This window comes from Pseudomonas helleri, assembly GCF_009600315.1.
Taxonomy (GTDB): Bacteria; Pseudomonadota; Gammaproteobacteria; order Pseudomonadales; family Pseudomonadaceae; genus Aquipseudomonas; species Aquipseudomonas helleri_A.
The window spans coordinates 33,196-58,807 of the sequence record NZ_WIWC01000031.1; the positions used below are offsets into that span (position 1 = coordinate 33,196).

Below are 25,612 nucleotides of genomic sequence, written 5' to 3' on the forward strand. Positions count from 1 at the left end.
CGTCAGCTTATGGTTTTTATGTTTATCGCTTGCATCACACCTTTTGAATTAGGTTCTAAGTCGTAAGAAACTCTAACCCCTGCTTTCAATGTTTTAGCAATATCTTCATTAACGGTGAAAGAATTGAAAAAAACATCGGCTCCACTCTCGTCAGCTGTAATGAAGCCCTGAGGTTTTTCGGGGTAGAAAAATTTAATGGATCCAGTGCTCATGATTGTGTCTCCTTATAGTTACTGAGTGGCGAAACTCTTTATTTACAATGAAACTTTAAAAGCTGAATGGATACTGTCATTAATAACAGGTGGCATGACCGGTCATCTGAAAGAATTCATAGATACAAGGAAGCGAATGTCAATATCCAGTAGGCAATGGTGCTAATCCTTCCGAATGCCGGCCAAGTTGCCGGCATTTATGTACCTGTCTTAAACACTGCCATGAACCGGTACCAGATTGTGGCCCTAAACGCGTTGCGGTCTTTATCGCGCAGATTGGCCACGAATCCGGCCAGTTCAAATATGTCAAAGAAATCTGGGGGCCAACCGTTGCCCAGACCCGCTATGAAGGTCGCGCAGATCTGGGCAACACCCAGGCGGGTGACGGCTCGAAGTATCGCGGCGTGGCCTGATCGAGATCACCGGGCGTGCAAACTACAAGGCATGCGGCGAAGCGCTAGGCCTTGACTTGATAAACCATCCTGAATTGCTAGAGAAGCCGCAGCATGCGTGTATGTCTGCTGGGTGGTTTTGGGCAACGAAAGGTCTGAGCCCCCTGGATGATGAGGGCGGTCTAGAAGGGCTCACCGAAAGGTGGGCCCTTTTTTGTTGTCTGCGATTTGCAAAGCTTTTGCAAAACCCTACCGCCGATGGTTTTTGCGTGCATTGGCGTGCCCAGTAGGAAACGTTTATTTATTACGTAGTAGCGTGGTTGTGATGGCTCATTGATCTCAATATGCTACTAGCCTCAATTATAGAGGTGAGCAATGAGTAAATACGCGCCTTTGGCAGATCATCTTAAAGCTCAAGTCGGAGACGCTGTTGAGTTGACTTTCACTCAGATCGACCAACTTGTTGGGGGACTGCCCCCGAGTGCTCGGAGCTATGACGCTTGGTGGGCGAACTCTCGAACAAATGACACCCATGGCTGGGCTCATCAATGGATTGAAGCCGGCTGGGAGTGCAAAAAACTCGATCGGGTGAATGAGCGAGTCGTTTTTCAGCGTATTACTTTGGAATCCGAACGACGTTACTGGTGGGTCAACCATAAACAGACCTTCAAGTCGGAGTTTGAAGGTGGCTATATTTGGTCCCCAAAAACCAGCAAAAATGGGGTTCGTAATACGTCTTACGACAACTTGACACGTGTACAGGCGGGTGATGTGGTCGTGTCTTATGCAGGAGGTGTGGTAAAGGCAATAGGCGTGGTCACTCATGTTCATTTCGAGGCAGCGAAGCCTGAAGAGTTTGGTAAAACGGGTGAAAATTGGGCTGACGGCGGGTGGTTAGTTCCGATTGAATGGGCGGCGCTAACTACACCTTTCTCTCCCAAAGCTCATATTGGCCAAATAGCAGATTTACTCCCGAAGAAGAACTCTCCACTGCAAAAGAACGGCAACGGCAACCAGGGTTGTTACTTGGCTGCAATTTCTGCTGAGTTAGGCCGTTTGATAACTGCTCTAGCAGGTCAGGAGTGCCCTGACTTGGTAGGTGCTATTGAAGACATAGAGCGCTCAATCGATGACGATGTAATCGAGAGCGAGATACAACAAGCAGAAAACGTTCCTGTGACAGAGAAAGATCAATTGATCCGTTCTCGCCGCGGTCAGGGTATATTTCGTCAAAGGGTTTTGTTGATGGAAATAAAGTGTCGGCTCACTGGGGTTGTTGATCAAAGTTACTTGGTCGCGAGCCATATAAAACCCTGGAAGGTGTCCGATAACAGCGAACGTCTCAGTGGAGACAACGGATTGATGTTGGCCCCCCATGTCGACAAGTTGTTCGATCGCGGCTGGATAACATTCGAAGATAACGGGGACGTGAAGTGTGCTTCTCAAGCTGAGCCTGTCGTTGCAGCATGGGGATTGGACGTGATTAAAAATGTTGGGCCGTTCTCTAAAAACCAACAGGCGTTTCTGCTTTACCACAGAGAGTTTATTTTTAAAGGGTAACGGCAAGCGGGCTCTGTGCGCGGGGCCAACGCTTTAAATCAGCAGTATGAGAGCGCTTCAAGGCGTAGGGTTACTCGCGGATGATACATAGGCGTCATCAGCCGTTTAAAGATGATCACACGAAGATTGTGATGATGGCATAAGGCCTGCTACAGTCCGCGCCGAAATTCATAAGGCAAGGAAATCTCCCGTGAACCGCATCCAGCTTTTGGCTTTAGTAGGCGCAGCATTGTTAATGAGTGGGTGTGTTGTACAGAGCACTTACAGCAAAACCATTGCTGTGACCAAGGATGCTAATGGCAAGATCATCCAAACGGTTGAAAGCGAGACAGTGATTCAGCCAGCGAATGGCTATCCAATGCGTCTTGAGAAAATCAGAGGCATACAGCCTCAATAAACGCCTGTACTGAATCAAAGAAACCCGCCAAATGCGGGTTTTTTATTATCGGTTGAACGCCATGCCCACCAATACGCAGCAACTGCTGTAGATACTCCCGAACGCCGGCCAAGTTGCCGGATCTTTTGTGCCTGGCTTGACACTGCTATGAACCGGTACCGGATTGTTGGTACCTCATTCTCGGGGATGTTGAGCTGTGTAAATCAGGACTGCACGCCTATGCACGCTCAGGACGGCGGGGAGCCTTTTCCCGGTGCCATTCGGGATTTTCGACAAGGTACGTCGATCGCCCAATCCCGCTGCCTTCAGACGATAACGACTCAGCTCGCGTGGCACTCTAGCTGCCACGACACGACGTTATTCGTCGCGGCCTTCCATCATGGTGCGTTTAAGCATGACGTAAACCGCTCCGGCGCCACCGTGTTTAGCTTGGCAGGAGCAAAATCCCAGGACTTGTGAGTGCTGTCGCAGCCAGGTGTTGACGTGGCTTTTGATCATGGGGCGTTTGCCGTCCAGGCGCACGGCTTTGCCATGCGTCACGCGTACGCAGCGTACTTCTAGGCGGGTGGCTTCGCTGAGGAACTCCCACAGGGTTTCTCTGGCCTTCTCAACGGTCATACCGTGCAGGTCAAGGCTGCCTTCGAAGCTGATCTGGCCAAGCTTGAGCTTGCGCATCTGACTTTCCTGCACGCCGTCACGCGCCCAGCTCAATTGATCTTCCGGGCCTACATCAATGACAAATTGATCAGACAAGCCGTCAATAATGGTTTCATTACTGCGCACGATAGCGTTTTGACGCAGTTTGGCCAGTTGCGCACGGTCAGCTTTGGGTTTTCCAGTGTCGGCCCGATCGTGTTTGATCGGTTTAACACCGCGAATTTCATTTTTAAATAGGGAAAAGTCGTCGTCTTGCATGTCAGCCTCCGCGAAGGTCGGACAGTTTACCCAAGTCGACGGCCATCGTGCGCTGGATGTGCCTCAGTCGCGTTTTTTCATCAGGTGCGCAGCCATGTTGAGGCCCATAGGTTGACGCATTTGACGGCGACGACGACGCCATAGCCATGTCCCCAGCCAACTGATTAACAGGCCGATGACGAGCACGATAGCAGCTCCCGCGGGGCTGGCGTTGAGGTCGCCAAGTGCCGCCGGTTGGCCAATCAGGCTGCTGGCACCCACTGCAAGCAAAAGCACGCCGCAGAGGGTCAGCAGAGCTGCAAAGGTAAGAACCAGTCGCGAGCCCCAATTACTGTGTGCTTTGGGACGCAAGCGCCGCGCATCAAAACCATCGGCGATTTTCATTCCGATATTTCCTTGAAGGGTATCGGGCCTTCGACAGGAACATGGGCAGGTTGTTCCGGAGGATGTTCAGAAATGACGGGTAAAGGTGTCGCAGAGTGGATTTGCCGATAGGCGGCGCGAGAGTCCGCCTACCAGACGCGCCATCAGATGAGGTTTTGAGTCAGTGCCAAGGTAGCGAAATTGTCATTCATGATGGCCATTTCGGTTCTCTGCACGTCGGCGGCGGGGATGATGCCGTCACGTGTGGGCAGGTCGCGGGTGGCGCATGCATCTTCTACCAAGGTGCAGCGAAAACCATAGTCTTTGGCGGCGCGCACCGTGGTGCTGACGCTTGAGTGGCTCATGAAGCCGCAGACGATCAAGTCCAGCGGGCCTGCTTTTTCCAGTGTTTCTCTAAGACGTGTGTCATTGAAGGCGTTGGGCATGCGTTTTTCAATGATGACTTCATCGTCGGAGGCTTCAAGGCCTTTGATGAACTTGCCGCGCTCGCCCTGCGGGTCGAACAGGCCGCCAACGGTACCCAGATGGCGTACATGGATCACCGGGCACTTGGCTCTGCGGGCGGCTTCCAGGAGCGCAGCAATGTTGGCGGTGGCGGCGTCCATCCCCGACAGGGCCAGAGGCCCGCTGAGGTATTCTTTCTGCGCATCGATGATCAGCAGGCTGGCATTACTCAGGCTGGCTGCGGCATAACCACGCCCGGTAAGTTGAAACATCGTCTTTAAAGCGGACATTCAGGGGCTCCTTTGGGTAGGGCTTTTGCGACATTCTCCACTGGCCGAGCGTTTATGTGAATGACTAGTCGTATAAGGCACGTAGTTGTTGGCCTACAGCGATGTCAAGTGTCATCACGGCAGTGCAAAAATATACAAAATGGAACGAGCAGCGCCTTCAAGCATGTTTTTTGGCTTCAGCGTTTGGGGTTAAAACCACCGCTGGGCACAACTTTGGCTGTGTCGAGGTTTGGCTGTTAGAATCGTCGGTCGATTTTTAGGAGTAAGACCATTGATCACTTCCCGCCTGCGCACTTTGCGCGACCATATTCGCTGGGCCGTTAGCCACTTTCATGGGGAAGAGCTGTTCTTTGGTCATGGCACCGACAATGCGTGGGACGAAGCCCGCCAATTGGTGCTGGGTGCGTTGAATCTGCCCTGGGAAATTGCGGACAGCTACCTTGATTGCCGCCTTGAAGACGATGAGCTGGTCAATCTTCAGCATTTGCTCAAACGCCGGATCGAAGAGCGTGTGCCAACCGCTTATTTGTTGGGTGAAGCCTGGTTCTGCGGCATGTCGTTTATCGTTGATGAACGTGTGTTGATCCCGCGCTCGCCGATTGGTGAGTTGATTGAAAAACGCTTCGAGCCCTGGTTGGCCAGCGAACCAGCGCGCATTCTCGATTTGTGCACCGGCTCGGGGTGTATCGGCATCGCTTGCGCGTACGAATTCCAGAATGCTGAAGTGGTATTGGCCGACCTGTCGTATGAAGCCCTTGAAGTGGCCAATCAAAACATTGAACGCCATGGTGTGGATGAGCGCGTTTACACGGTTCAGGGCGATGGTTTTGATGGTTTGCCGGGTCAGCGTTTTGACCTGATCGTGTCAAACCCGCCGTATGTGGATGCTGAAGATTTTGCCGATATGCCGGCGGAGTATCAGCATGAGCCTGAGTTGGGTCTGGCGTGCGGTGATGATGGCCTGAATCTGGTGCGCCGTATGTTGGCCGAAGCCGCTGATCACTTGACCGAAAAAGGCTTGTTGATTGTTGAAGTGGGCAACAGCCAGGTGCATGTAGAAGCTCTTTACCCGGAAGTTGATTTTGCCTGGCTGGACTTTGAACGTGGTGGTCACGGCGTGTTTATGCTGACAGCGCAGCAATGCCGAGAGCATCAAGCGTTGTTTGCTTCGCGGGTTTAAGAAAGGGGTTGTCGCTGACGAGGAAGGGAGGCTTCTGGGGCATCAAGCAGATCACAATGGGCGCTGATTCGCGTGCGTAACCATTGTGATGAATGCATCGCCAATTGCAGCCTTCGTGCTTCGCCAGCGCCTGTATACCCTGATCTTTACACGAAATTACACGGCCTTGACGGCCCTGTACGCCATCCCCCCGTAGACTTTGCGCTCATTTTTAAGTGGAAATGGGCATGTTCCTGGTTCATAAAAAAGGCTTTGTTGCCGGCAAGAAAATGGTCGATGGACTGGTGCCTTACGACTTTTTTTGTGAAGACAACCCCTCCATCAATCTGTTTGTCTTTACCGGTGCAGGCACTGCGGGCAAGCACGTTGAGGAGCAGACCTTATGGGGTTTTACCCGGCTTGAGCGGTTTGAGGCACTGAGCAGCACGCTGGTCGCCAACCAGAAAAACGACGGTTGGTTTCAAAGCGTCAACGTGATGACCGGCCCTGCACACAATGGCACCCGGTCGGTGAAGTTTCAGCGCGTCCTGAAAATCATCAAACACGTGAACACCGCCAACAAGGCAGGCTACGAGATTTTGACCGATGAGGGTGAGAGCTACTTCACCCTCAAACAGATAGCCGGTGGCACCGCCCAAACCGTGATTTACGCGGCCGATCAGTAGCAACTGCTCACCCGGTCACTGTCTGCGCAGCAACAGTGTCGGTGCAGACTGTGTGACCCTCAACACCGTGGACTAGCAGCCCACCTCGTACGTGCGTGCAGCACGGGGTGTGCAGGCGCATGGCATGTTTGATGCTAAGTACCTTCCTGACATTCACATTCAGGGAGATTTCATGCATTACCGCCAATTAGGTAACAGCGATATCAAGGTCAGTGTGCTGGGGTTGGGCACCATGACCTGGGGCCATCAGAACAGCGAAAGCGACGCTCATCAGCAAATAGAACTGGCGCTGGCTGAAGGTATCAATCTGATCGACACCGCCGAGATGTACCCCACACCCACCCATGCCGACACCTGGCGCACCACCGAGCGCTATATCGGCAGTTGGCTGGCCCGCAGTGGTCGGCGTAACGAGGTGGTGCTGGCCAGCAAAATTGCCGGCCCGGCCCGGGACCCCAACGGTCAGTTGCATATCCGCGACGGTCTGACCCGGCATGACCGGCGCAATATCGTCGAAGCGCTGGACGGTAGCCTCAAACGCTTGAACACCGACTATCTGGACCTCTATCAATTGCATTGGCCCGACCGCGCCACCAATTTTTTTGGCCAGCGCGACTACCCCTATGCCGAAGACACCCACAGCACCACCATTGAAGAAACCCTGTCGGTGCTGGCGGATCAGGTCAAGGCGGGCAAGGTCCGCCAACTCGGCGTGTCCAATGAAACCCCGTGGGGCGTGGCCGAGTTTCTCAAGCAGAGTGAGCGTCTGGGGCTGCCGAAAATTGCCAGTATTCAGAACCCTTACAGCCTGCTTAATCGCCTGTTCGAGGGCGGATTGTCCGAGTTTACCCACCGTGAAGGTGTCGGCCTGCTGGCCTATTCACCCTTGGCATTCGGTTCGTTAACCGGCAAGTATCTGGGCGGCGCGCGCCCTGAGGGCACCCGGCTTTCATCGGTGTACCGCACCTTCAATCGCTATGACAGCCCTTCGGCAGATGCGGCCATCAGCGGGTATGTGCAGATCGCCCAGGAACATAACCTGACCCCGGCGCAATTGGCCCTGGCCTACGTCATCAATAAACCGTTCGTGGCCAGCGCCCTGACCGGTCAGACCAGCCTCGCGCAGCTGCGTGACAACCTCAGTGCCCTTGAAGTAACGCTGGATGCGCAGACGCTGGCGCAAATCGAAGCCATTCATCAGCGCATACCCAACCCGGCGCCCTAGGCAGGAGTTTTGACGATGCCCAAACAACTGCACGTCAACTTGTTTGAAATGAACTGTGTGAGCCATATCGTTCACGGCCTGTGGGTTCATCCCGAGAACAATCGGCATCGTTTCAACGATCTCGATTACTGGACCGAGTTGGCGCAACTGCTGGAGTACGGCACTTTTGACGGGGTGTTTCTGGCCGACGTGATCGGCACCTACGACAGTTTTCGCGATGGCCCGCAAACGGCGCTGCGCGAAGCCATGCAAATCCCCAGCAATGATCCGCTGTTGGTGATTCCGGCCATGGCGGCCGTGACCCAAAACCTGGGTTTTGGCGCGACTTTTTCCACCACCTATGAACCGCCGTTTGCCTTCGCTCGGCGCATGAGCACCCTCGATCACCTGACCAAGGGCCGGGTCGGCTGGAACATCGTCACCTCGTACTTGCCCAATGCGGCGCGTAACTTCGGGCATGCCACCGAAGTTGTTCACGACCATCGCTACGAGATTGCCGATGAGTACCTGGATGTTTTGTACAAGTTATGGGAAGGCTCCTGGGACGATGACGCGGTGATCCAGGACCGCGAACAGCGCGTCTATACCGACCCTACAAAAGTGCGTTACATCGATCATGTCGGCGAGCACTTCAAGGTCGCTGGCCCGCACTTGTGTCAGCCCTCACGGCAACGCACGCCGGTCTTGTTTCAGGCCACCGGCTCGCCTGCGGGCATTGGGTTTGCGGGGCGTCATGCCGAAGTGGTGTTCACCGGCGGTATAGACACCGCTGCTGTGCGCGCCAATATTGAGGCCATGCGCAACAAGGCGATTGCCCATGAGCGCGACCCGGCGGGTTTGAAATTTATCGTCATGGCCGGGGTGATCGTTGGCCGTACCGATGAAGAGGTCAGCCGCAAGCTCGACAGCTATCGCACGCTGATGAGCGTGGAAGCATCCTTGGCCCACCAGCAGTCGGCAGTCGATTTGACGCGCTACCCCGGTGACGCACTGATCAGTGACTTGATTGCGCTTAAGGTCAAGGGCTGGGAGAGCTTGCAGCGCTATAAGCCCGAGTGGAAGGTGAGCACGGTGCTGGCCCAGTTTTCGGGCTTCAACCGCGAGCGATTTTTTGTGGCGGGCACACCCACCGTGGTCGCGGATCAAATCGAAAAATGGCTGGATGAAGACGGCATTGACGGCATCAACTTGCGTCAGTATTTGTCGTTTGAAACCGCGCGCGACTTTATTGAACTGGTGATCCCCGAACTGCGTCGACGCGGGCGCTTTCGCGAGCGTTACAACGATGGCGAAACCCTGCGTGAACGCCTGTTTGGCGCAGGGCAAGCCAGATTGCCGGGTGATCACTTTGGCGCGCGTTATCGAGATGCGGCGGTATTGCAGCAACCGGCGCGGCCGTTGCGTTTCTCGTAAATCCCAACTGTTGCCCCACCAACAGTCCCTGCACAGACTGTTGGTTTTCAACCCTGCTCTCACCCGTTAACCCTCGTATTTACGGGGCCTAAAACCCGGCATGGCTTGTGCAATAGCCTTATTCCCGGACTTTAGGCAGCAAGCCCATGCGTGAAATCTCCCCTTTTATCTGTCTCGCTGCGCTGTGCGGCGTCTTAAGTGGCTGTGGTCAAGACACCTCGACAGTGGCGCGCAGCGATAAACCCGTCAGCGGCGGCACCTTGATCTACGCCACGGACCGCGAACCAACCTGCCTTGACCCGCATGTATCCGGCGATATGCCGCAGGTGTTTATCGGCCAGCAGTACCTCGACTCGCTGGTCTCCATGGACGAGCAGGGGCAAATAGGGCCATGGCTGGCCGAGCGTTGGGAGGTCTCGGCGGACGGTCTGAGCTACACCTTCCATTTGCGCAAGGATGTGCGCTTCACCGACGGCACACCGTTCAATGCGGCGGCGGTCAAAGCCAACCTTGATCACATGGCCAACCCGAAAACCCAGTCGAGTACGGCGGGCGGTTATATCCGCCAATACCGCAGCACCGACGTGCTGGATGACTCGACGGCCGTGGTGCATCTGGCCACGCCTTATGCGGCTTTTCTGGAGGTATTGGCACAAGGTTTTCTGGGCATCGAATCGCCCACGGCCTTGCTCCGTTCCCGTGATGAAAACTGCGAAAGCCCGGTGGGCAGCGGCCCGTTCAAAATCGTCAAGTGGGACCGTCAAAGTCAGGTAGAGCTGGTGCGCAACCCGGATTACAACTGGGCGCCACCCACGGCCAAACACCAAGGCCCAGCCTGGCTGGAACGCATCGTGTGGAAGTTTATTCAGGAGCCTTCCGTGCGTTTCGCCTCGCTGCAAGCGGGGGAGGTGGATGTGATCGAGGCGCTGCCCCCCGAGTCCCACGAGGCCGCACGGCGCAACCCCGACTTGAATGTGATCGTCGCCCTGCGACCGGGCAACCCCACCAACGGCACGCTGAATATCACCCGCGCGCCGTTCGATGACGTCAAAGTGCGTGAAGCTTTTGTGCGTAGCGCAGATGTCGAAGGCGCGTTGAAAAGCGTGTACTTCAACGAGTTCCCCCGTGCGGGCGGGCCACTGAGTTCGGCCACGCGATTTTACAGCCCGGACTTTCAGCACGCGCAGGATTACGACCCGGCGCGGGCCGCGCAATTGCTCGACGACAGCGGCTGGACCGGACGCGATGCCGAGGGCTATCGCACCCGTGACGGCAAACGGCTGCAAGTGCATGTGGTGATGGGCAACCGCACGCCGCCCTCCGAATACACCCTCTGGGAGCAGGTTCAGGCCACCACCCGCAAGGCCGGTTTCGACATGATCGTCGAACAGATGAGCGATGTTCAGGCCACCCAGCGTCAAGCGGACTGGGATTACGACATTCGTCTGGGCTACTGGAACACCAACACCGCCGACGTGTTGCGGATCATTTTCGGCGCGGAGTTCGTGCAGCCCGCCGGTGTCGGTGGCTATCACCAGAACACTGCAGGGTTCGCCAACCCGGCCTTTGACGCCATCAACCAGCAAGCATTGGCGACCCAGAATGCCGATCAGCGCCGCGCCTTGTATTACCAGGCGCAACAAATCGCTTCGCGCCAATACCTGCAACTGACCACCTACCCGCAAAGCTCGCGGCTGGGCATTTACAAAACCACTCAAGGGGTGCGGCTGGAGCCGTCTCTGGCGGTGACCTATCTGTATGACGCCTGGGTTAATAAATGAGAAGGGTGAAGGCATGAGCCAATTAACAGTCACACATCTGCGACGTGAACGATTGACGCTATTGGGGCGGCGCGCGGTCTGGCGGCTGGCTGGCGGGGTACTGGTGCTGTGGGCGGTGGCGACCCTGACGTTTTTTGCCTTGCGCCTGATGCCGGGTGATCCGGTGTTGGCCATTTTAGGCGGGCCGAGCGCCAACCCGACCGCCGAAACCATTGCCGAGGCGACACGCGAATACGGTCTGGACAAGCCGCTGGCAGTTCAGTACGTGCTGTATCTGGGGCGGCTGGTGCAGGGTGATCTGGGGGTGTCTTATTCCCAACACATGCCGGTGACCGGCGTGCTTGCCGATCAATCCTGGGCCACTTTGCAACTGACCTTCACCTCGCTGCTGCTGGCCTGGCTGCTGGTCATGGTGTTGACCGTGCTGACAGCAGGGCGGCGTCGCTGGGTGGCCAATCTGGCTTCGCTGGCCGAAACCTTTGCGGCTGCCTTGCCGCATTTCTGGCTAGGGATTTTGCTGCTGTCGGTGTTCGCCTTCGGCCTGCGCTGGTTCCCGCCAGCGGGCAGCGATGGCTGGCGCACCTTGGTGTTACCGGCCGTGGCGCTGGCCATTCCACTGGCGGGTTTTATCGCTCAAGTCACCCGTGAGTCGCTGGAGCTGACGCTGGAGCAACCCTTTGTGTTGACCGCCCGCACGCGGGGCTTGAGCGACACCGCGGTGCGTTTCAAACACGCGCTGCGCCATGCCGTATTACCCGGTATTTCTTTGTCGGGCTGGGCCATCGGCGCATTGATCAGCGGCGCCGTGGTGATTGAAGTGATCTTTTCGCGCAAGGGCCTTGGCCGCCAGCTGTATCAGGCGGTGCAGGCGCAAGACTTGCCGTTGACCATCGGCATCAGTCTGGTGGTTGCCGCGGTGTACGTACTGGCCAACATTCTGATCGACCTGCTGTACCTGTGGGTCGACCCTCGCCAACAGGGGAAAACCGCATGAGTGCACTGACGATGGAAACGACGCTGCCCGCGATCCGGGTTCAGCGCACTGCGCGCCCGATCCGTCTTGGGCCTTGGTTGGCCGTGGGTTTTCTGGGCTTTCTGATCATTGCGGCACTGCTGCCCGGCGTATTTGCCCACAGCGATCCTCTGGCCATTGTGCCGCAGGATGCTTTTCACCCGCCCGGCTGGGCGCACTGGTTCGGCACCGATCAATCGGGGCGGGATATTTTTTCGCGGGTCATTTACGGCACGCGCCAGTCGCTGTTTATCGGTCTGGCCGCGACGGCCTTGGCCATGAGCATCGCGATTGTGCTGGGGCTGCTGGGCGGCTTGGGCGGCGCCCGTCTGGATCGTGGTGTCGGCTGGTTGCTGGAAGTGCTGTTTGCGTTCCCGAGTCTGGTGCTGGCGCTGCTGTTTGTGGCGGTGTTCGGCAGCGGCGTCGGGCCGTTGATCATCGCCACCGGACTGGGCGGCGCCCCCGGTTATGCGCGCATGGTGCGCGGTCAGGTGCTGGCGGTGCGCAATGCCGGGTACATCGAAGCGGCGGTGGCGCTGGGTCACTCGCGGCGGCGGATCATCCTGCGTCAACTGTTACCCAACGCCATGCGCCCGCTGATCGTGACGCTGACCATGGGCGTCGGTCAGGCCATTGTCTGGGCCTCGGCCCTGAGCTTTCTGGGGCTGGGCGCCCGTCCGCCCGCGCCCGAGTGGGGCACGATGCTGTCGATGGGCCGTGACTTTATCGCCAATGCCTGGTGGCTGACCTTCTTTCCGGGGCTGTTCATCGTACTCACCACGCTGTCGACCACCGTCGCTGGCCGTTACCTGCAACAACGTCTGGAGGGGCGTCTTTCATGAGCGATAAACACTTGATCGTTGAAGGCCTGTCCATCGAGTTCGGTGGCCAGACCGTGGTGCAGAACCTGTCGTTTACCTTGGCGCCGGGCAAGACACTGGCGCTGGTGGGGGAGTCCGGTTCCGGCAAAAGCGTGACCGCCCGCAGCCTCATCGGTCTGGCCGGTGCCGGAGCGCGGGTCACTGCGCGCACCTTGAGTTATGGCGGGCAGGATTTGCTCGGGTTGTCCGAACGTGGCTGGCGCGGGCTGCGCGGTAAGGGCATCGGTTTTGTCTTGCAGGATGCGCTGGTGTCGCTGGACCCTCTGCGTCCGGTCGGCAAGGAAATTCTCGAAGTGCTCAAGACCCACGGCTGGGGCGATCGTCGCCGCCGTGCGCAACGGGTGATCGAGCTGCTCGACACCGTGGGCGTACCCGACCCCGAACTGCGGGCCCGGCAACGTCCCGATCAACTCTCCGGCGGCCTGCGCCAACGTGCGCTGATCGCCAGTGCGCTGGCACTGGATCCCGGTCTGGTGATCGCCGATGAACCCACCACCGCGCTGGATGCCACCGTGCAGGCGCAGATCCTTCAGGTGCTGCAAGCCATCAAGGCCCGTGGCGATTCGCTGTTGATCATCAGCCATGACTTGGCGGTGGTCGCGCAACTGGCCGATGAGGTGCTGGTGCTGCGTCACGGCGTGGCGGTGGAACAAGGACCGATGCAACAGGTGCTGCGCAATCCGCGTCACGCCTACACCCGCGCCCTGCTCGACGCGGTGCCCGCCGAACATGCCCGTGGCACACGTTTGTCGCCGCAGCAGGGGACGCCCGTGGTGCAAGCGCGGCCATCGGTTGCCGGGGCCGTGCTGCTTAAAGCCACGGCGTTGGGCAAGCGCTATATCGGCCCTGATCAGCAGCCCCGGCAAGTGGTCGATGGCGTCAGTTTTGAACTGCGTGCAGGGCGCACACTGGGCATCGTTGGTGAGTCCGGTTCGGGCAAAACCACGGTCGCGCGTATCGTACTCGGCTTGCTGGAGCCGGACGCCGGGAAGGTGGAGTTTCTTGGGCAGGACTGGGCGGGCGCGGGACGCCAGCACGTGGACGAACAACAGCGGCGTGTGCGTCGGCGCGACATCAGTGTGATTTATCAAGACCCGTTGAGTTCCTTCGATCCGCGCTGGAGCGTGGGCCAGATTCTGGCGGATGCGCTGGATGTGGCGGGCGTGACGGCGCCGCAACAGACGGCACGCATCCAGCAGTTGCTGGAACAAGTACGCCTGCCGACTGAACTGGCCACGCGTCGGCCGTTGCAACTGTCGGGCGGTCAGCGCCAGCGCGTGGCCATTGCCCGGGCCATTGCCAGCAACCCGAAAGTGATTATTTGTGACGAGCCTGTGTCGGCGCTGGACGTGTCAGTGCAGGCGCAGGTGCTCGATCTGCTGGCGGATCTGCAAGCGAGTTTGGGACTGGCCTACCTGTTTATCTCCCACGATCTGGGGGTGATTCGCCACGTCAGCGATGAGGTGCTGGTGATGCGCCACGGCAAGGTGGTGGAAAGCGCCCCGGTGGAAACCTTGTTTGAACACCCGCAACACGACTACACCCGCCGCTTGCTGGGGGCGGTGCCGCGGCTGCCGGGTGCCGAAACGCCCTTGGTCGTGCCGCCGCTGGAAGCGGAAAACAGCGCCTGGCTGTTTGACGAATCGCAACTCTGGAAAATCGCCATTTAAGCGCTCACCCGCAAGGAACTGCCATGAACAGATTATTTGCTGTCACTGAACATCCCGTCACTTCGGTGGCCGAACTCAATACCCTGGCCGACCGGCTCTTGCCGGATATTGGCCGGGGCGCCGCGCAACGTGAGCGTGATCGTCTGCTGCCGTTTGAGGCGGTGGCCCAGATTGCCAAGGCCGGTTTATTTACCACGCGCATTCCCGTCCGTTATGGCGGCAGCGGTGGCTCGGTCAAAGACGTGATTGCCTTGCTGATTCGCATCGCGTCCGTGGATTCCAACGTCGCTCAGGCGTTGCGTCCCGGCTTCGGTTTTGTCGAAGGCTTGCTCGCTTCGCAAACTGACGATGCCGAAGCAGAGCGCGCCCGCTGGTTTGAGCGTTACCTGCAAGGTGCGGTCATCGGCAATGCCGGCTGGGAAGTGGGCGGCGCCAATGGATCGATCAGTGCGCGCATCGTGCGCGACGGTGAGCACTATCGAGTGACGGGAAACAAGTATTACAGCACCGGCTCGCTATACGCCGATTGGGTCAGCGCGGTAGCACTGGACGAAGACGATCAGCCGGTGTCGTTTATTCTGCCGCGCCAGCGCCAGGGCCTGGAGTTGCTCGATGACTTTGACTCGATGGGGCAGCGCCTCACGGCCAGCGGCACGACACGGCTAAATAACGTACAGGTATTGGCCGAAGAAATTCGCACCCGCACGGTAGAAGAGGGCAAACGCACCATCGTCACCCCGTTTTTGCAGTTGTTTCTGGCGGCGGTGCAGGCGGGGATTGCGCGCAACGCCCTGAACGATGCAGTGGCCTTTGCCAACGAGCACGCGCGGCCGATCAAGCACAGCTCGGCCACCCGCTCGGTGGACGATCCCTACGTGGAACTCAGTGTGGGTGATATCTCGGCGCGCGCGTTCAGCGCTGAAGCGGTGGTGCTGCACGCCGCCGAGTCGATTGACCGGGCCTGGGCGGGCGGGCTTGATCCGTCATTGGTGGATCAGGCCGCAGTGGACGTTGCGCAGGCGCAATACATTGCCGCCGAATCGGCGCTCAAAGCGGCAGAGCTGGTGTTTGACGTGGGCGGTGCTTCCACGACCGGGCGTGCGCACAACCTGGATCGTCACTGGCGCAACGCACGCACGGTGGCCAATCACAACCCCCGTCACTGGAAAGCGGCAGCGGTTGGCAGTTGGCAGCTAAAAGGTACGCCGCCGCCTACGTCTGGGTTGTTTTAGGCGCCCTGTGCAGTAGGGATCAAGCCATTGCCACAATGGCTTTTTCTCCTATTAATAAGGCGCCCGTGTGGATCGTGTGGGCATTCACGGGTTAACGTCTGCTGATTGTTTTTTACTTCCGGGCGTGCAGCGTGATTGCGTGGGCGAGCATGCCGCGCCCGTGGGGGCTACCCGGATTCCCACCGTCATTTCATCTCCAGCACCGAACAATCGGTAATACTTATTAGGAATCTTTCAGAATCCTCCTACACCCCCATCACCCCTCTATCCGTTAGCGTTCAGCCCTTTATTCAGGGAGGAACCCGGTATGTCCACGTCAGCCCGTCAACACACCTTCAGCCTGCACATGCAACACGTTCAACATGATTTCAAGGTGCTGGAGTTCTCGGGCGATGAGGCCATCAGCACGCCCTATGCTTTCACGATTGAACTGGTCAGCGAACAGGTCGGCATTGACCTCGACACCCTGTTGGGCCACAGCGCTTTTCTGGCCTTCGACAGTCAGGGCAGCGGTATTCACGGGCAGATATCGAGCATTGAGAAGGGCAGTCCCGGCAGTCGTCTGACGCGCTATAGCCTGACCTTGACTCCCCATCTGGCCAACCTGGTCCATCGCACCAACCACCGTATCTTTCAGAACCTGACGGTCCAGCAGATCATTGAACAACTGCTCGAAGAACACGGCATTTTCAACAATGCCTACGCCTTCGATGCCTTTTCGCCCTGTTTGCCTCGCGAATACTGCGTTCAGTACGCCGAGTCCGACTTGGACTTTATTCAGCGCCTGTGTTTTGAAGAAGGCTTCCACTATTACTTCAAGCATTCACCTGACGGCCACACGCTGGTTTTCGGCGACAAACAGCAGGCATTTACTCCGCTGGAACATCCCACCCCTTACGTGCCCAATAACGGCATGGTCGCCGCCGAACCCTCAATCGACCACTTTCAGCTGAAGGTAAAAATCGGCACTAACCACATCGTGCGTCGCGACTACGACTTCCAGAAAGCCAGCCGAACGCTGGAGGCCGACAGCCATTGCGAGCGCAAGGACCGGGTACTTGAGGATTACAGCTACCCCGGCGGTTTCAAAGGGAAAGCCGACGGCGAACGGATTAGCCAGCGCACGCTGGAGCGTCACCAAAGCGGCCATCGGCAGGCCGGTGGCAGCAGCAATCAACCGCGCCTGTGCAGTGGCCACTTTCTGACCCTGAGCGAGCATAAAAACACCTCCTGGAATGGCCGCTGGTTGCTGACCCAGGTTCACCATGAAGGCAAACAGCCGCAAGTGCTGGAAGAACAGGGCCGCCCCCGCCAGCCTGCGCAGCCTGATGAATTTATTCAGGGCTATCGCAACACCTTCGAGGGTATCCCCGAAGTGATCACTTACCGCCCGCAAAAGGTCTACCCCAAGCCGCGCATCATGGGCAGCCAGACCGCCCGCGTCACCGGGCCGGTGGGCGAAGAGATCCATTGCGATGAATTCGGGCGGGTCCGCGTCAAGTTTCATTGGGATCGCAGCGACCTCAACAACGAGCAAAGCAGTTGCTGGATCAGGGTGTCGTCCAGTTGGGCCGGGGATGGCTATGGCGCTGTGACCATTCCCAGAGTCGGCATGGAAGTGCTGGTGGAATACATCAACGCAGACCCGGATTTCCCGGTCATTTTTGCGTGCGTACCAAATAGCCTCAACCCGGTCGCTCACGACTTGCCCGCCAATAAGACCCAAAGCGTGTTTCGTAGCCGCAGCAGCCCCGGTGGCAGCGGCTACAACGAACTGCGCATCGAAGACCGTCAGGGTCAGGAACTGATTTACCTGCACGCCCAGCGCGACCTGCAACAGCACATCAAAAACGACAGCCGCGTGCAGATCGATGGCGCCAGCGAAACCCGGGTCACGGGCAACAGCGTGGTGGTGCTCAAGGCGCAGGAGCAACACACCGTCACGGGTGATCGCAAAGTGCAGCTCAAGGCCAGCGACCATTTGCAGGTGGCCACCAGCAGCCACACACGGGTGGGGCAACTACTGGCCGCTGAGGCCGGGCAAGAAGTGAGCATTCAAGCGGGTGCTCGTGTGGTGTTGGAAGCGGGGGCGAATATCACGTTGATGGCGGGTGGTCAGCATCTGGTGATTGGCGCCGGAGGCATTTTCAGCAGCACGCCGATTGTGCTGGGCGGTGCGCCAGTGCCGGGGACACCGGCGAGTCCGTTAGTGTCCGAAGGTGCGCAGTCGCTTTTCACGCCTTTTCAGCCCTATTCATTGCTCAGGCAACGCAAAAACCTGCTTAAGGAACACGCCCTGTGCGCCATTTGTGAAGAGCAGTCGTCCACCCCGGAGCCCAACTCATGATTGCAATGCCAGCACTGCCCAACCACCTGCCCTGGCACCTTAGGGCGTACCTCGTGCTCGATGCAGTGCGTTTGCCTGATCTGGCCGAACGGTTTCAACACTGGCCAAACCCCAAAGAATATCTGTACGTGACCACGCGCTGGCATGCGCTCGTGGACATTTCCCCGTGCTTGATCAGCCTGTCCGGGCCTGACGATCCTGTGTTGAGATACTTCAAGGTCAATGCCGAGATCGAACCGGGCTATCTGCTGTTTACACAGACTGACGCTGCCACGCTGAGCACTTTTTTACGCAGCCTGATTGTTGTGCAACACCCTTCGGGTGACGAAGTGATGATGCGAATGGCTGACCCTGCGGTGCTCCATCAGTTGATCAGCGCAAGTGAAAACCCATTGGATTCACGCTGGTTGGGGCCCAGCGAACAGATCTGTTTGCCGGACGGCTTGCATGTTCAATGGCTTGAGCATAAACGGCCCGCCAGCGCTGGAGCGACTGTGCCCAGCACCTTGCGACTGTCCGATCAAGAACTGACGGCGTTGGGTGAAGTGGAATTTCGCCGCTTTGTCCTGCGCTTGACCCGGCATATGACGACTTACTTTCCCGATGTCATGGCTCAGTTCTCTGAGACCGAACGGCGCATCCGTGCCTACAAGCTGGCGCAAATGGCCTACAGCCAAGGTTTTTACTCGGCTCGGGAAGTCACTCTGTACGCCAACGTGCTGTGTTTGCTGGTGAACGAGGGTGTCGATTCGTACCCGGATATTCACCATTTACTGAATCAACCGTCCACAACCCAAACCCCACTGGAACGCGTGACACTCGCCGCCGAATTAGCGCAAGCCTACCGCCTCGCGGCTCAAGGACAGCCACAATGAACAGTCAAACGCCGGTCAACAACAGCCCCCATCTGGCCGCCCTGGCCGCGAGCGCAACCGATATCCGCGCAGCGATGGGCATGTGCGACTTGATGAGTAAAACGCTACAACTTCTGCCGTTGCGTTACGCGCTGGTCGAGCGGCTGGACCCGTCTTCAGCACTCGACATGCCGTTCAGGCTGAGCAGCCATCCCGTGGGGATTCGCTTGTTGCGCGATGGTTACCTCTACCTGATTGATAACGGCAGCGGTTACCTGCATGAATACCAGATAGAACAAGGCCGCATCACCAAATTGCTGTGGCAGGACAACGAAGTGGCCGCTGATGTGCGGACCTCATCCGTCGGTGAGCCACACCTTATTTTTAAACGGCATACCACGCTATATGCCTGCTACTCCGAAATTCAGTGGACAGCGTTCAAATGCTCCCAGGTATTAAAAGACCCGAGCGAGCGCGGGCGCGTAATGCAGTTGGTCGAGCCCGGCAAAGCCTGCCCGGTTAACGGTGGCGCCAACCTGTTAAGCCAGCAACAGGTCGAGCAATGGCTGGCCGAAGTGGCCGAAACTCCGAGCAGCACCGAGCCTCCCCACCGCTTGCCCGAAGGAGCCCACCCTGAGGAAAGCCAGCCTTACAGCTGGGAAGCTCAAGCGCTGTTCCAGAACACGCCTATACACACCCTGACCAGCCAAGTGTTGGGCGCTTACCAGAATGATTATGTGTATCTGGTGCTGCGTGATGATTTCGGGGTCATGCGCGATCTGGCCCAAGAACAACTGAAAATCAGTGACTGGTTAGGGCACTGGAGTGCGGATGAAGACGTACAGCGCAAGTACCTGACCGGGAGTTATATCCAGTCGTTGTATGGCGTGAATGCTTCGCGCCTCGATCAAATCAGTGCGGTCGACCCGGCGGTAAAAGCCTTGAAAGATCAAACATCGCCCGCGCAACAGGCCTTGATCTATGACTACCTCGAAGCCATGCGCAACCACCAAGGGCCGGTGATCTATGCCCCAGAACAGATATTGCGCGGGCTCAAAAATTTGTCCGATTACCACCGCGCCCGATTGGCCATGCAAGACGGCTTGGGTGAAACCCTGTGGCGGCGCCATGAGGACACTATTTATGGCTTGGCCAAAGATACCTGGGACGCATTGGATGGCACCCTCCCAGGGCAACCCGGTATAGACGACCTGACACACCGCGTGCCCATGCAAGACTTTGTGGTCAGAGAGCAAACCCTCCTGAACCATTGGCATGCACGCCTGGGGAGAGTGCGCGAAGACCGGTTAAAAATGATTGTCGAGGGGTATTTCCATCGTGCCGCGTGGTACTACGACTTCACGTTGGATACGCAAATCAAGCATCGACTGGAGACTGAGTTTTTATGTCTAGCGGCCATCTGTGAAAACCGGGAGATGACCGAAAAACTGGCAGCGTATCTAGAAAAAAACCTGCTGACCCTGATCCCAGGGCTGGAAACGCTGCATCTACGTGACCAGACCGAGCTTGCCAAAAAGCTGGCAGATCTGAGCAGCTTCACGATTGGCGTGCTTGAGTCGGGAAAAAACATCGACAACGTTTCAGGGCTGGCCAATCAGTTCAATAGTTTGATGAACGAACGGTTGCCTAACTATGCCTTACTGAACACTCGGTTTCAGGGCATGCAAAGTATGTTGGAGGGGGCGTATAACCCGGCACTTCAATTACAAGCAGCAGACGAACTGGATAAAGCACAGAGTGCATTTCGACTCAATCAACATATTCCCCCTGAAAGCTTTGTTCGTAGTATAGGTACGCCCGCACGCCTAAAGTTACTGCGTGAGTTTTCACTAAACGGATTAACCGTAAGAGGTGCAACCCCTATCGAAATCCAGCAATACAACCTTGCCCGTGACACCGCACTGCAATATCGAGCTCAACTAAAAAACCTCTATAAAGAACGTAAAACAGCACTCAACCGTCAAATATATGGCTTGGACCCCGTCGGCAGCGAAGAGCGTATCAACCGGAGCATCATTCAAGTAAAAGCGGCTTTGGAGCCGCTAGAAGAAAGATTGACGTTGGCATTGACCCCAGGCAGCGGCAGCCCTGCACAAATTGGCACGGTGGTTGATGGCTGGAGCCCTGAGGTGCGTGCTGAACTGAATCGAACCGTTCGAGATTTTCGAGCGACCGGAACGTTTGCAGCGCCGATGCGTAGCGTGTTGAGTTCAAAGGGCGATTGGATTGCGCTGACGTTGGTCGTGTTTCAGGGACTTAAGTTGATTGAGGTGTTTGGGGCGTCACGCCCCGACAACGGATCTCTATGGGAAAAGTCCAAAGCCATTATTGAGGCTTCTGTAGGTTTCATAGCCGTTAGTACGGCTGCGACACAAGGTTTGGCAGTCACCGTTTTCCAGGCTCATATCCAACAAATGGAGAGCGTGGCAGGGAAGCTTAACGCCATGAGTCGATTAGGACGCTGGGTGGGATTTTCCGGTATAGGTGCTTTCAAATTCGGCGTCGTAAACGCTTTGGTTGATGTGGGCAAGCACTCACAACAGTGGGGCGAAGCGTTGGCGACGGGTAATCACAAGACATTAGTGGCTACAACCCTTCAACTGACCGGCGATGGAATATTAGTGGGCACCAATGTGTGGGGGCTTCGCCATACAACCCGGATCGTTCAACAAGTCATGAGCCTCTCGTCGGAACTCAGAGCGCTGGCGTGGGCGCAAGCAAGCCCTAAACTCCTGAGCATAGCGGTGAGAGTCAATCTGGTCGGGTTGATCGCCACCGCCTTGCAGTTAGCGGGTGAAGGCCTTTATAACTTTTTTCACCGTGATGCAATGCAGAAGTGGCTGGAAAGCAGCGTGTGGGGCACTCAGTCTCTTCAACGTAGTTTGCAAGATGACTGGAGCGCTTTAGCCCGCGTAGTACAGCAGCCTACTTGCGAACTGATCCGGGTTGAAAAGAAGACTTTTTTGCGATTTGTGCTGCCGGGTATCCGCACGCGAGAACTGGACAGCCGCCAATTACAGCTCCTTGTGTACCAACGGCAAACCGAAAAAAACACCGACCGTCCTTATGGCTCGCACTCCACGGCACGCTGGCATGAACGCAGTGCGGCGTGGGCGGGTATGGGCCAAGTAGCCAGTGAGGAAGACGAGGCGCTGGTCGTGCAGATTCCGATTCCCGAAAACCTGCAAAACTCGGATTTTAGTTTGGCACTGAGCATTGGCTATCAACTGGAAGCCGAGCGTGCATTGATTCATCGTACGTTCTTTAGAGTGAACGACTTGAAGATTATTACAGGGCGTGGCCACCGGGCGCCGCTGTCGGGGAGGTTCAAGCTAAAAGCGGTAGAGGCTTTACCTGAACAGCTAGGGGCGGATAAACCATGGCTGATCCAGCGAGATGAACTGGAGAAGGTAGATGCTTAAGCGCTGGTTCAAACGCAAAGACATTAGCAATGAAGATCCCGCGCTGGATCTACGCAACCAGCGACCCGGTGCAGGAGAAATTCGCAGTCAGGGTTCAAATGAAACCCTGTTTCTATCGCCGCTCCCTGTGTACACCGGTCAAGTGCAGGCAAGCAGTAGAAACTTTTCGCTAATGAATGATGTGTTTCTGGAAATGGGTGGCTCCAACCGGGGATTGGTAGAACAGGGCAAGATACTTGCGGCGGGTATATGGATGGTTTTAATGACTGCTTTCGCTTTGCCGGTTGTGATGTCCCTGATTTTGGCACTTACGAGTTCACCCGAAGCAGGGGAGGGTTTTTTCGACACTATAGGGTTTATGTATGATGCCTCTACAATGCCCGCTTTCTATGCGGCCTGTTGCATCGCAATTTATTTCAGCGGGATTGTTTCGAATGTTCGTAAACAAGCCAAAACGTATCCCCTGCGTTTTAATCGCCAACGTCGTGAAGTGTGCTTTGTCGACAGTAAGACTCACCGAGTTTTAATCGTGCCATGGGAAAGTGTGGTGGCTTGGGTATCAAACAGTCAGGCGGTCACTTCCTATGGTGCAACACGGCAGTATGGCTTCGGCATAGGACTGGAGGATGAAGAACAAGACCGCGTGCATTTCATTACCATCCCTCAGTTCAGCGATGCTCACTCATTGGGGCTGTGGGCAGCGATTCGCAATTATATGGAAGAGGGGCAATTGGTGGATGCCCCCGACCCTTGGCTGACCGCGCTGGGGCTTTTCCCTACGGGAGATCGATTAAAAAATTATGAAGGACTGCATAGCTTTGGACTTGAACGCGAAGATGCCCGGTATATGGGGAAAATGGATGTTGTTGGAGGAGAGGATCTGAGTCCGGAAGATCAAGAAAAATATGGCTTCTCTGGTCGCACACCCTGGCCCCTGCGTTGGTGGTACGTACGCCGTGTTCTGACCTTTTGGAAGATGCCCTTCATGCTGGCTGAATGGGGCCATCGCAAAGGCCGTCCGGTATTCCCCGAACAGGTACAAGCGTGGTCTGAGCCGCTGCCACCCGAGCAATGGGCCACCCCAAGTGCTGCACTGCTAAAAGCCAATCAGCAGGTGCGCAACGCAATGGATTCACAGGGCGCGACCTTTTCGGCAGCTTGTAAAGAGGCGGGGTTGCATTGAGTACTTTTGCCTTCAAGCCGCCAAGTGACGTGGAGCCTGTAAATGCTTAAGCGCTGGTTCAAACGCAAAGACATTAGCAATGAAGATCCCGCGCTGGATCTACGCAACCAGCGACCCGGCGCAGGAGAAATTCGCAGTCAGGGTTCAAATGAAACCCTGTTTCTAGCGCCGCTCCCTGTGTACACCGGTCAAGTGCAGGCAAGCAGTAGAAACTTTTCGCTAATGAATGATGTGTTTCTGGAAATGGGTGGCTCCAACCGGGGATTGGTAGAACAGGGCAAGATACTTGCGGCGGGTATATGGATGGTTTTAATGACTGCTTTCGCTTTGCCGGTTGTGATGTCCCTGATTTTGGCACTTACGAGTTCACCCGAAGCAGGGGAGGGTTTTTTCGACACTATAGGGTTTATGTATGATGCCTCCACAATGCCCGCTTTCTATGCGGCCTGTTGCATCGCAATTTATTTCAGCGGGATTGTTTCGAATGTGCGTAAACAAGCAAAAACGTATCCCCTGCGTTTTAATCGCCAACGTCGTGAAGTGTGCTTTGTCGACAGTAAGACTCACCGAGTTTTAATCGTGCCATGGGAAAGTGTGGTGGCTTGGGTATCAAACAGTCAGGCGGTCACTTCCTATGGTGCAACACGGCAGTATGGCTTCGGCATAGGACTGGAGGATGAAGAACAAGACCGAGTGCATTTCATAACAATCCCTCAGTTCAGCGATGCTCACGCATTGGGGCTGTGGGCAGCGATTCGCAATTATATGGAAGAGGGGCAATTGGTGGATGCCCCCGACCCTTGGCTGACCGCGCTGGGGCTATTCCCTTCGGGAGATCGACTAAAAAATTATGAAGGACTGCATAGTTTTGGAATCGAACATGAAGACGCCCGTTTCATGGGAAGCCTTGATGATGAAGGGCAGCATTTAAGTGCTGAGGAGCGTGAAAGATATGGTTACTCAAAGCGCACACCCTGGCCCCTGCGCTGGTGGTACGTACGCCGTGTTCTGACCTTTTGGAAGATGCCCTTCATGCTGGCTGAGTGGGGCCATCGCAAAGGCCGTCCGGTATTCCCCGAACAGGTACAAGCGTGGTCTGAGCCGCTGCCACCCGAGCAATGGGCCAGCCCAAGTGCTGCACTGCTAAAAGCCAATCAGCAAGTGCGCAACGCGATGGATTCACAGGGCGCGACCTTTTCGGCTGCTTGCAAAGAGGCGGGGTTGCATTGAGTGCGTAATCAAAAACTGTCAAGACCGGAAATCCATGAGTAGTCTCTCGTCGTCCTCTGTCAACTACCCAAACGCGCAAGCCAATGACGCGATTGCCTGATTTTAGACGCGGGCATGGGACACCCGTAGCAGTTGCCGCAGGCGACGTCCGGCGACGCAGTCGTCGTAAAGCCTGAGCGTGCGGTTAACCTTTAAAACCGCCCACTCAGGTTTCACGATTGCTGCGCAATCGGACGTCGCCTGCGGCAACTGCTACGGGTTTGTATTGCTCCGCCAGCATTTGTCCTTCGCCAGTCACTGTTGTCATACACACAGTTGTTTTACAAAGTGTCGGGTTGTTGCTGTTCGAACACTCGTTATCCCCTCGTTTCATGGTCTTTTTACGCTGGCATGAACCCTGCAAAGTGCCTGTTAGAGCCAGACTATGCCCATAGATGCTCCCTTTATTTAGCCGGTGTGGAGTGTTGATTTATGTGGAAGAAGTCCGTGAACACGGTTGTACGTCTCAACCCGTTAGCCACGGCATCGAGCCTGGGTGTGCTGTTGATGTTGGTACAGGGCATGAGTGTGGCGGCACAGGATCCGACACTGGCCACGGTGGTGGTACAGGGCGCCGGCGCCAGTGAAGCGCAGAAAGCCGAGAAACAATTGAAGAAAGTCGCCGGTAATACCGCCGTGGTGGATAACCGCGTCATAGAGCAGGGCAGGGCCGCCAACGCGGAAGATGTGCTGGCCCTGCAACCCGGTGTTTTTGCCCAGGCCACCAGCGGCTCCGGGGCCAACAAAATTTCGATACGCGGCTCGGGACTCAATACCTTTTATCAAGGGCGGTTGCAGGAGCTGAGTGCAACACGGTTATTGAATTGACGCAGGAGCATCATATTGCATAGCCAAGGCTTTCT

General features: G+C 56.5%; 21 protein-coding genes and 1 pseudogene. 18 read left to right on the forward strand and 4 right to left on the reverse strand.

Translation table 11 applies throughout. The features are described 5' to 3' along the window. Positions 1-2 precede the first annotated feature (2 nt). On the reverse strand, positions 3-212 hold the full coding sequence (locus tag GHN86_RS16920; RefSeq protein WP_153382309.1) for a cold-shock protein: 210 nt from the start codon (positions 210-212) through the stop codon (positions 3-5). Positions 213-368: 156 nt separating this feature from the next. Between GHN86_RS16920 and GHN86_RS16925 the strand changes: the two are divergent. The 3 genes and pseudogenes from GHN86_RS16925 (at position 369) to GHN86_RS16935 (ending at position 2,561) form a co-directional block, all read left to right on the forward strand. After that, positions 369-894, forward strand: a pseudogene (locus tag GHN86_RS16925) (glycoside hydrolase family 19 protein). An 85-nt stretch (positions 895-979) separates the two neighbouring features. Further along, positions 980-2,164, forward strand: coding sequence for an HNH endonuclease (locus GHN86_RS16930; RefSeq protein WP_153386979.1), 1,185 nt, complete (start codon positions 980-982; stop codon positions 2,162-2,164). 190 nt (positions 2,165-2,354) lie between these two features. Next, entirely contained in the window at positions 2,355-2,561 is a 207-nt protein-coding gene (locus GHN86_RS16935) for a hypothetical protein (RefSeq protein WP_153382305.1), read from the forward strand. A gap of 357 nt (positions 2,562-2,918) precedes the next feature. Here the strand turns inward: GHN86_RS16935 and GHN86_RS16940 are convergent, their stop codons facing one another. The 3 genes from GHN86_RS16940 to GHN86_RS16950 form a co-directional block, all read right to left on the reverse strand. Continuing rightward, on the reverse strand, positions 2,919-3,476 hold the full coding sequence (locus GHN86_RS16940) for a Smr/MutS family protein (protein WP_059762984.1): 558 nt from the start codon (positions 3,474-3,476) through the stop codon (positions 2,919-2,921). Between the two features lie 63 nt (positions 3,477-3,539). Next, positions 3,540-3,860: a hypothetical protein gene (locus tag GHN86_RS16945; protein WP_153382303.1), complete on the reverse strand. Its 321-nt coding sequence runs from the start codon at positions 3,858-3,860 to the stop codon at positions 3,540-3,542. A gap of 143 nt (positions 3,861-4,003) precedes the next feature. Further along, positions 4,004-4,594, reverse strand: a complete 591-nt coding sequence (locus GHN86_RS16950; RefSeq protein WP_153382301.1) for a cysteine hydrolase family protein — start codon at positions 4,592-4,594, stop codon at positions 4,004-4,006. A 271-nt stretch (positions 4,595-4,865) separates the two neighbouring features. On the opposite strand from GHN86_RS16950, the gene prmB reads away from it, so the two are divergent. From prmB to GHN86_RS17025, 15 genes are all read left to right on the forward strand, one after another. Beyond that, positions 4,866-5,774 (forward strand): 50S ribosomal protein L3 N(5)-glutamine methyltransferase, encoded by a 909-nt coding sequence (gene prmB / locus GHN86_RS16955; protein WP_122782951.1) that lies wholly within the window; start codon positions 4,866-4,868, stop codon positions 5,772-5,774. Positions 5,775-6,001: 227 nt separating this feature from the next. Then, positions 6,002-6,439, forward strand: coding sequence for a hypothetical protein (locus GHN86_RS16960; RefSeq protein WP_153382299.1), 438 nt, complete (start codon positions 6,002-6,004; stop codon positions 6,437-6,439). Positions 6,440-6,611: 172 nt separating this feature from the next. Further along, the gene (locus GHN86_RS16965; protein WP_153382336.1) at positions 6,612-7,664 is read left to right on the forward strand and encodes an NADP(H)-dependent aldo-keto reductase; all 1,053 of its coding nucleotides are present in this window, start codon (positions 6,612-6,614) and stop codon (positions 7,662-7,664) included. Between the two features lie 15 nt (positions 7,665-7,679). Next, entirely contained in the window at positions 7,680-9,077 is a 1,398-nt protein-coding gene (locus GHN86_RS16970) for an LLM class flavin-dependent oxidoreductase (protein WP_153382297.1), read from the forward strand. Positions 9,078-9,223: 146 nt separating this feature from the next. Continuing rightward, positions 9,224-10,858, forward strand: a complete 1,635-nt coding sequence (locus tag GHN86_RS16975; RefSeq protein ID WP_153382295.1) for an ABC transporter substrate-binding protein — start codon at positions 9,224-9,226, stop codon at positions 10,856-10,858. 13 nt (positions 10,859-10,871) lie between these two features. Next, positions 10,872-11,852, forward strand: coding sequence for an ABC transporter permease (locus tag GHN86_RS16980; RefSeq protein WP_153382293.1), 981 nt, complete (start codon positions 10,872-10,874; stop codon positions 11,850-11,852). After that, positions 11,849-12,712, forward strand: coding sequence for an ABC transporter permease (locus GHN86_RS16985; RefSeq protein ID WP_153386981.1), 864 nt, complete (start codon positions 11,849-11,851; stop codon positions 12,710-12,712). Before GHN86_RS16980 ends, GHN86_RS16985 begins: the two co-directional genes overlap by 4 nt. Further along, positions 12,709-14,421: a dipeptide ABC transporter ATP-binding protein gene (locus GHN86_RS16990; protein ID WP_153380586.1), complete on the forward strand. Its 1,713-nt coding sequence runs from the start codon at positions 12,709-12,711 to the stop codon at positions 14,419-14,421. Before GHN86_RS16985 ends, GHN86_RS16990 begins: the two co-directional genes overlap by 4 nt. Before the next feature lie 23 nt (positions 14,422-14,444). Further along, on the forward strand, positions 14,445-15,653 hold the full coding sequence (locus GHN86_RS16995; RefSeq protein ID WP_153380588.1) for an acyl-CoA dehydrogenase family protein: 1,209 nt from the start codon (positions 14,445-14,447) through the stop codon (positions 15,651-15,653). Positions 15,654-15,960: 307 nt separating this feature from the next. Next, positions 15,961-18,000 carry a type VI secretion system tip protein TssI/VgrG gene (gene tssI, locus GHN86_RS17000; protein ID WP_153380590.1) on the forward strand — a complete coding sequence of 680 codons (2,040 nt, stop codon included), beginning with the start codon at positions 15,961-15,963 and terminating at the stop codon, positions 17,998-18,000. Continuing rightward, positions 17,997-18,875, forward strand: a complete 879-nt coding sequence (locus tag GHN86_RS17005) for a DUF4123 domain-containing protein (protein ID WP_153380592.1) — start codon at positions 17,997-17,999, stop codon at positions 18,873-18,875. The genes tssI and GHN86_RS17005 overlap by 4 nt, the downstream gene beginning before the upstream one ends. Then, positions 18,872-22,297 (forward strand): toxin VasX, encoded by a 3,426-nt coding sequence (locus GHN86_RS17010; protein ID WP_153386983.1) that lies wholly within the window; start codon positions 18,872-18,874, stop codon positions 22,295-22,297. The genes GHN86_RS17005 and GHN86_RS17010 overlap by 4 nt, the downstream gene beginning before the upstream one ends. Beyond that, a complete protein-coding gene (locus tag GHN86_RS17015; protein ID WP_228384980.1) occupies positions 22,290-23,480 on the forward strand; it encodes a hypothetical protein in 1,191 nt (396 codons plus the stop codon). The genes GHN86_RS17010 and GHN86_RS17015 overlap by 8 nt, the downstream gene beginning before the upstream one ends. A 42-nt stretch (positions 23,481-23,522) precedes the next feature. After that, positions 23,523-24,710 carry a hypothetical protein gene (locus GHN86_RS17020; RefSeq protein WP_228384979.1) on the forward strand — a complete coding sequence of 396 codons (1,188 nt, stop codon included), beginning with the start codon at positions 23,523-23,525 and terminating at the stop codon, positions 24,708-24,710. A 486-nt stretch (positions 24,711-25,196) separates the two neighbouring features. After that, positions 25,197-25,577, forward strand: coding sequence for a Plug domain-containing protein (locus GHN86_RS17025; RefSeq protein WP_323369985.1), 381 nt, complete (start codon positions 25,197-25,199; stop codon positions 25,575-25,577). Positions 25,578-25,612: the final 35 nt, after the last annotated feature.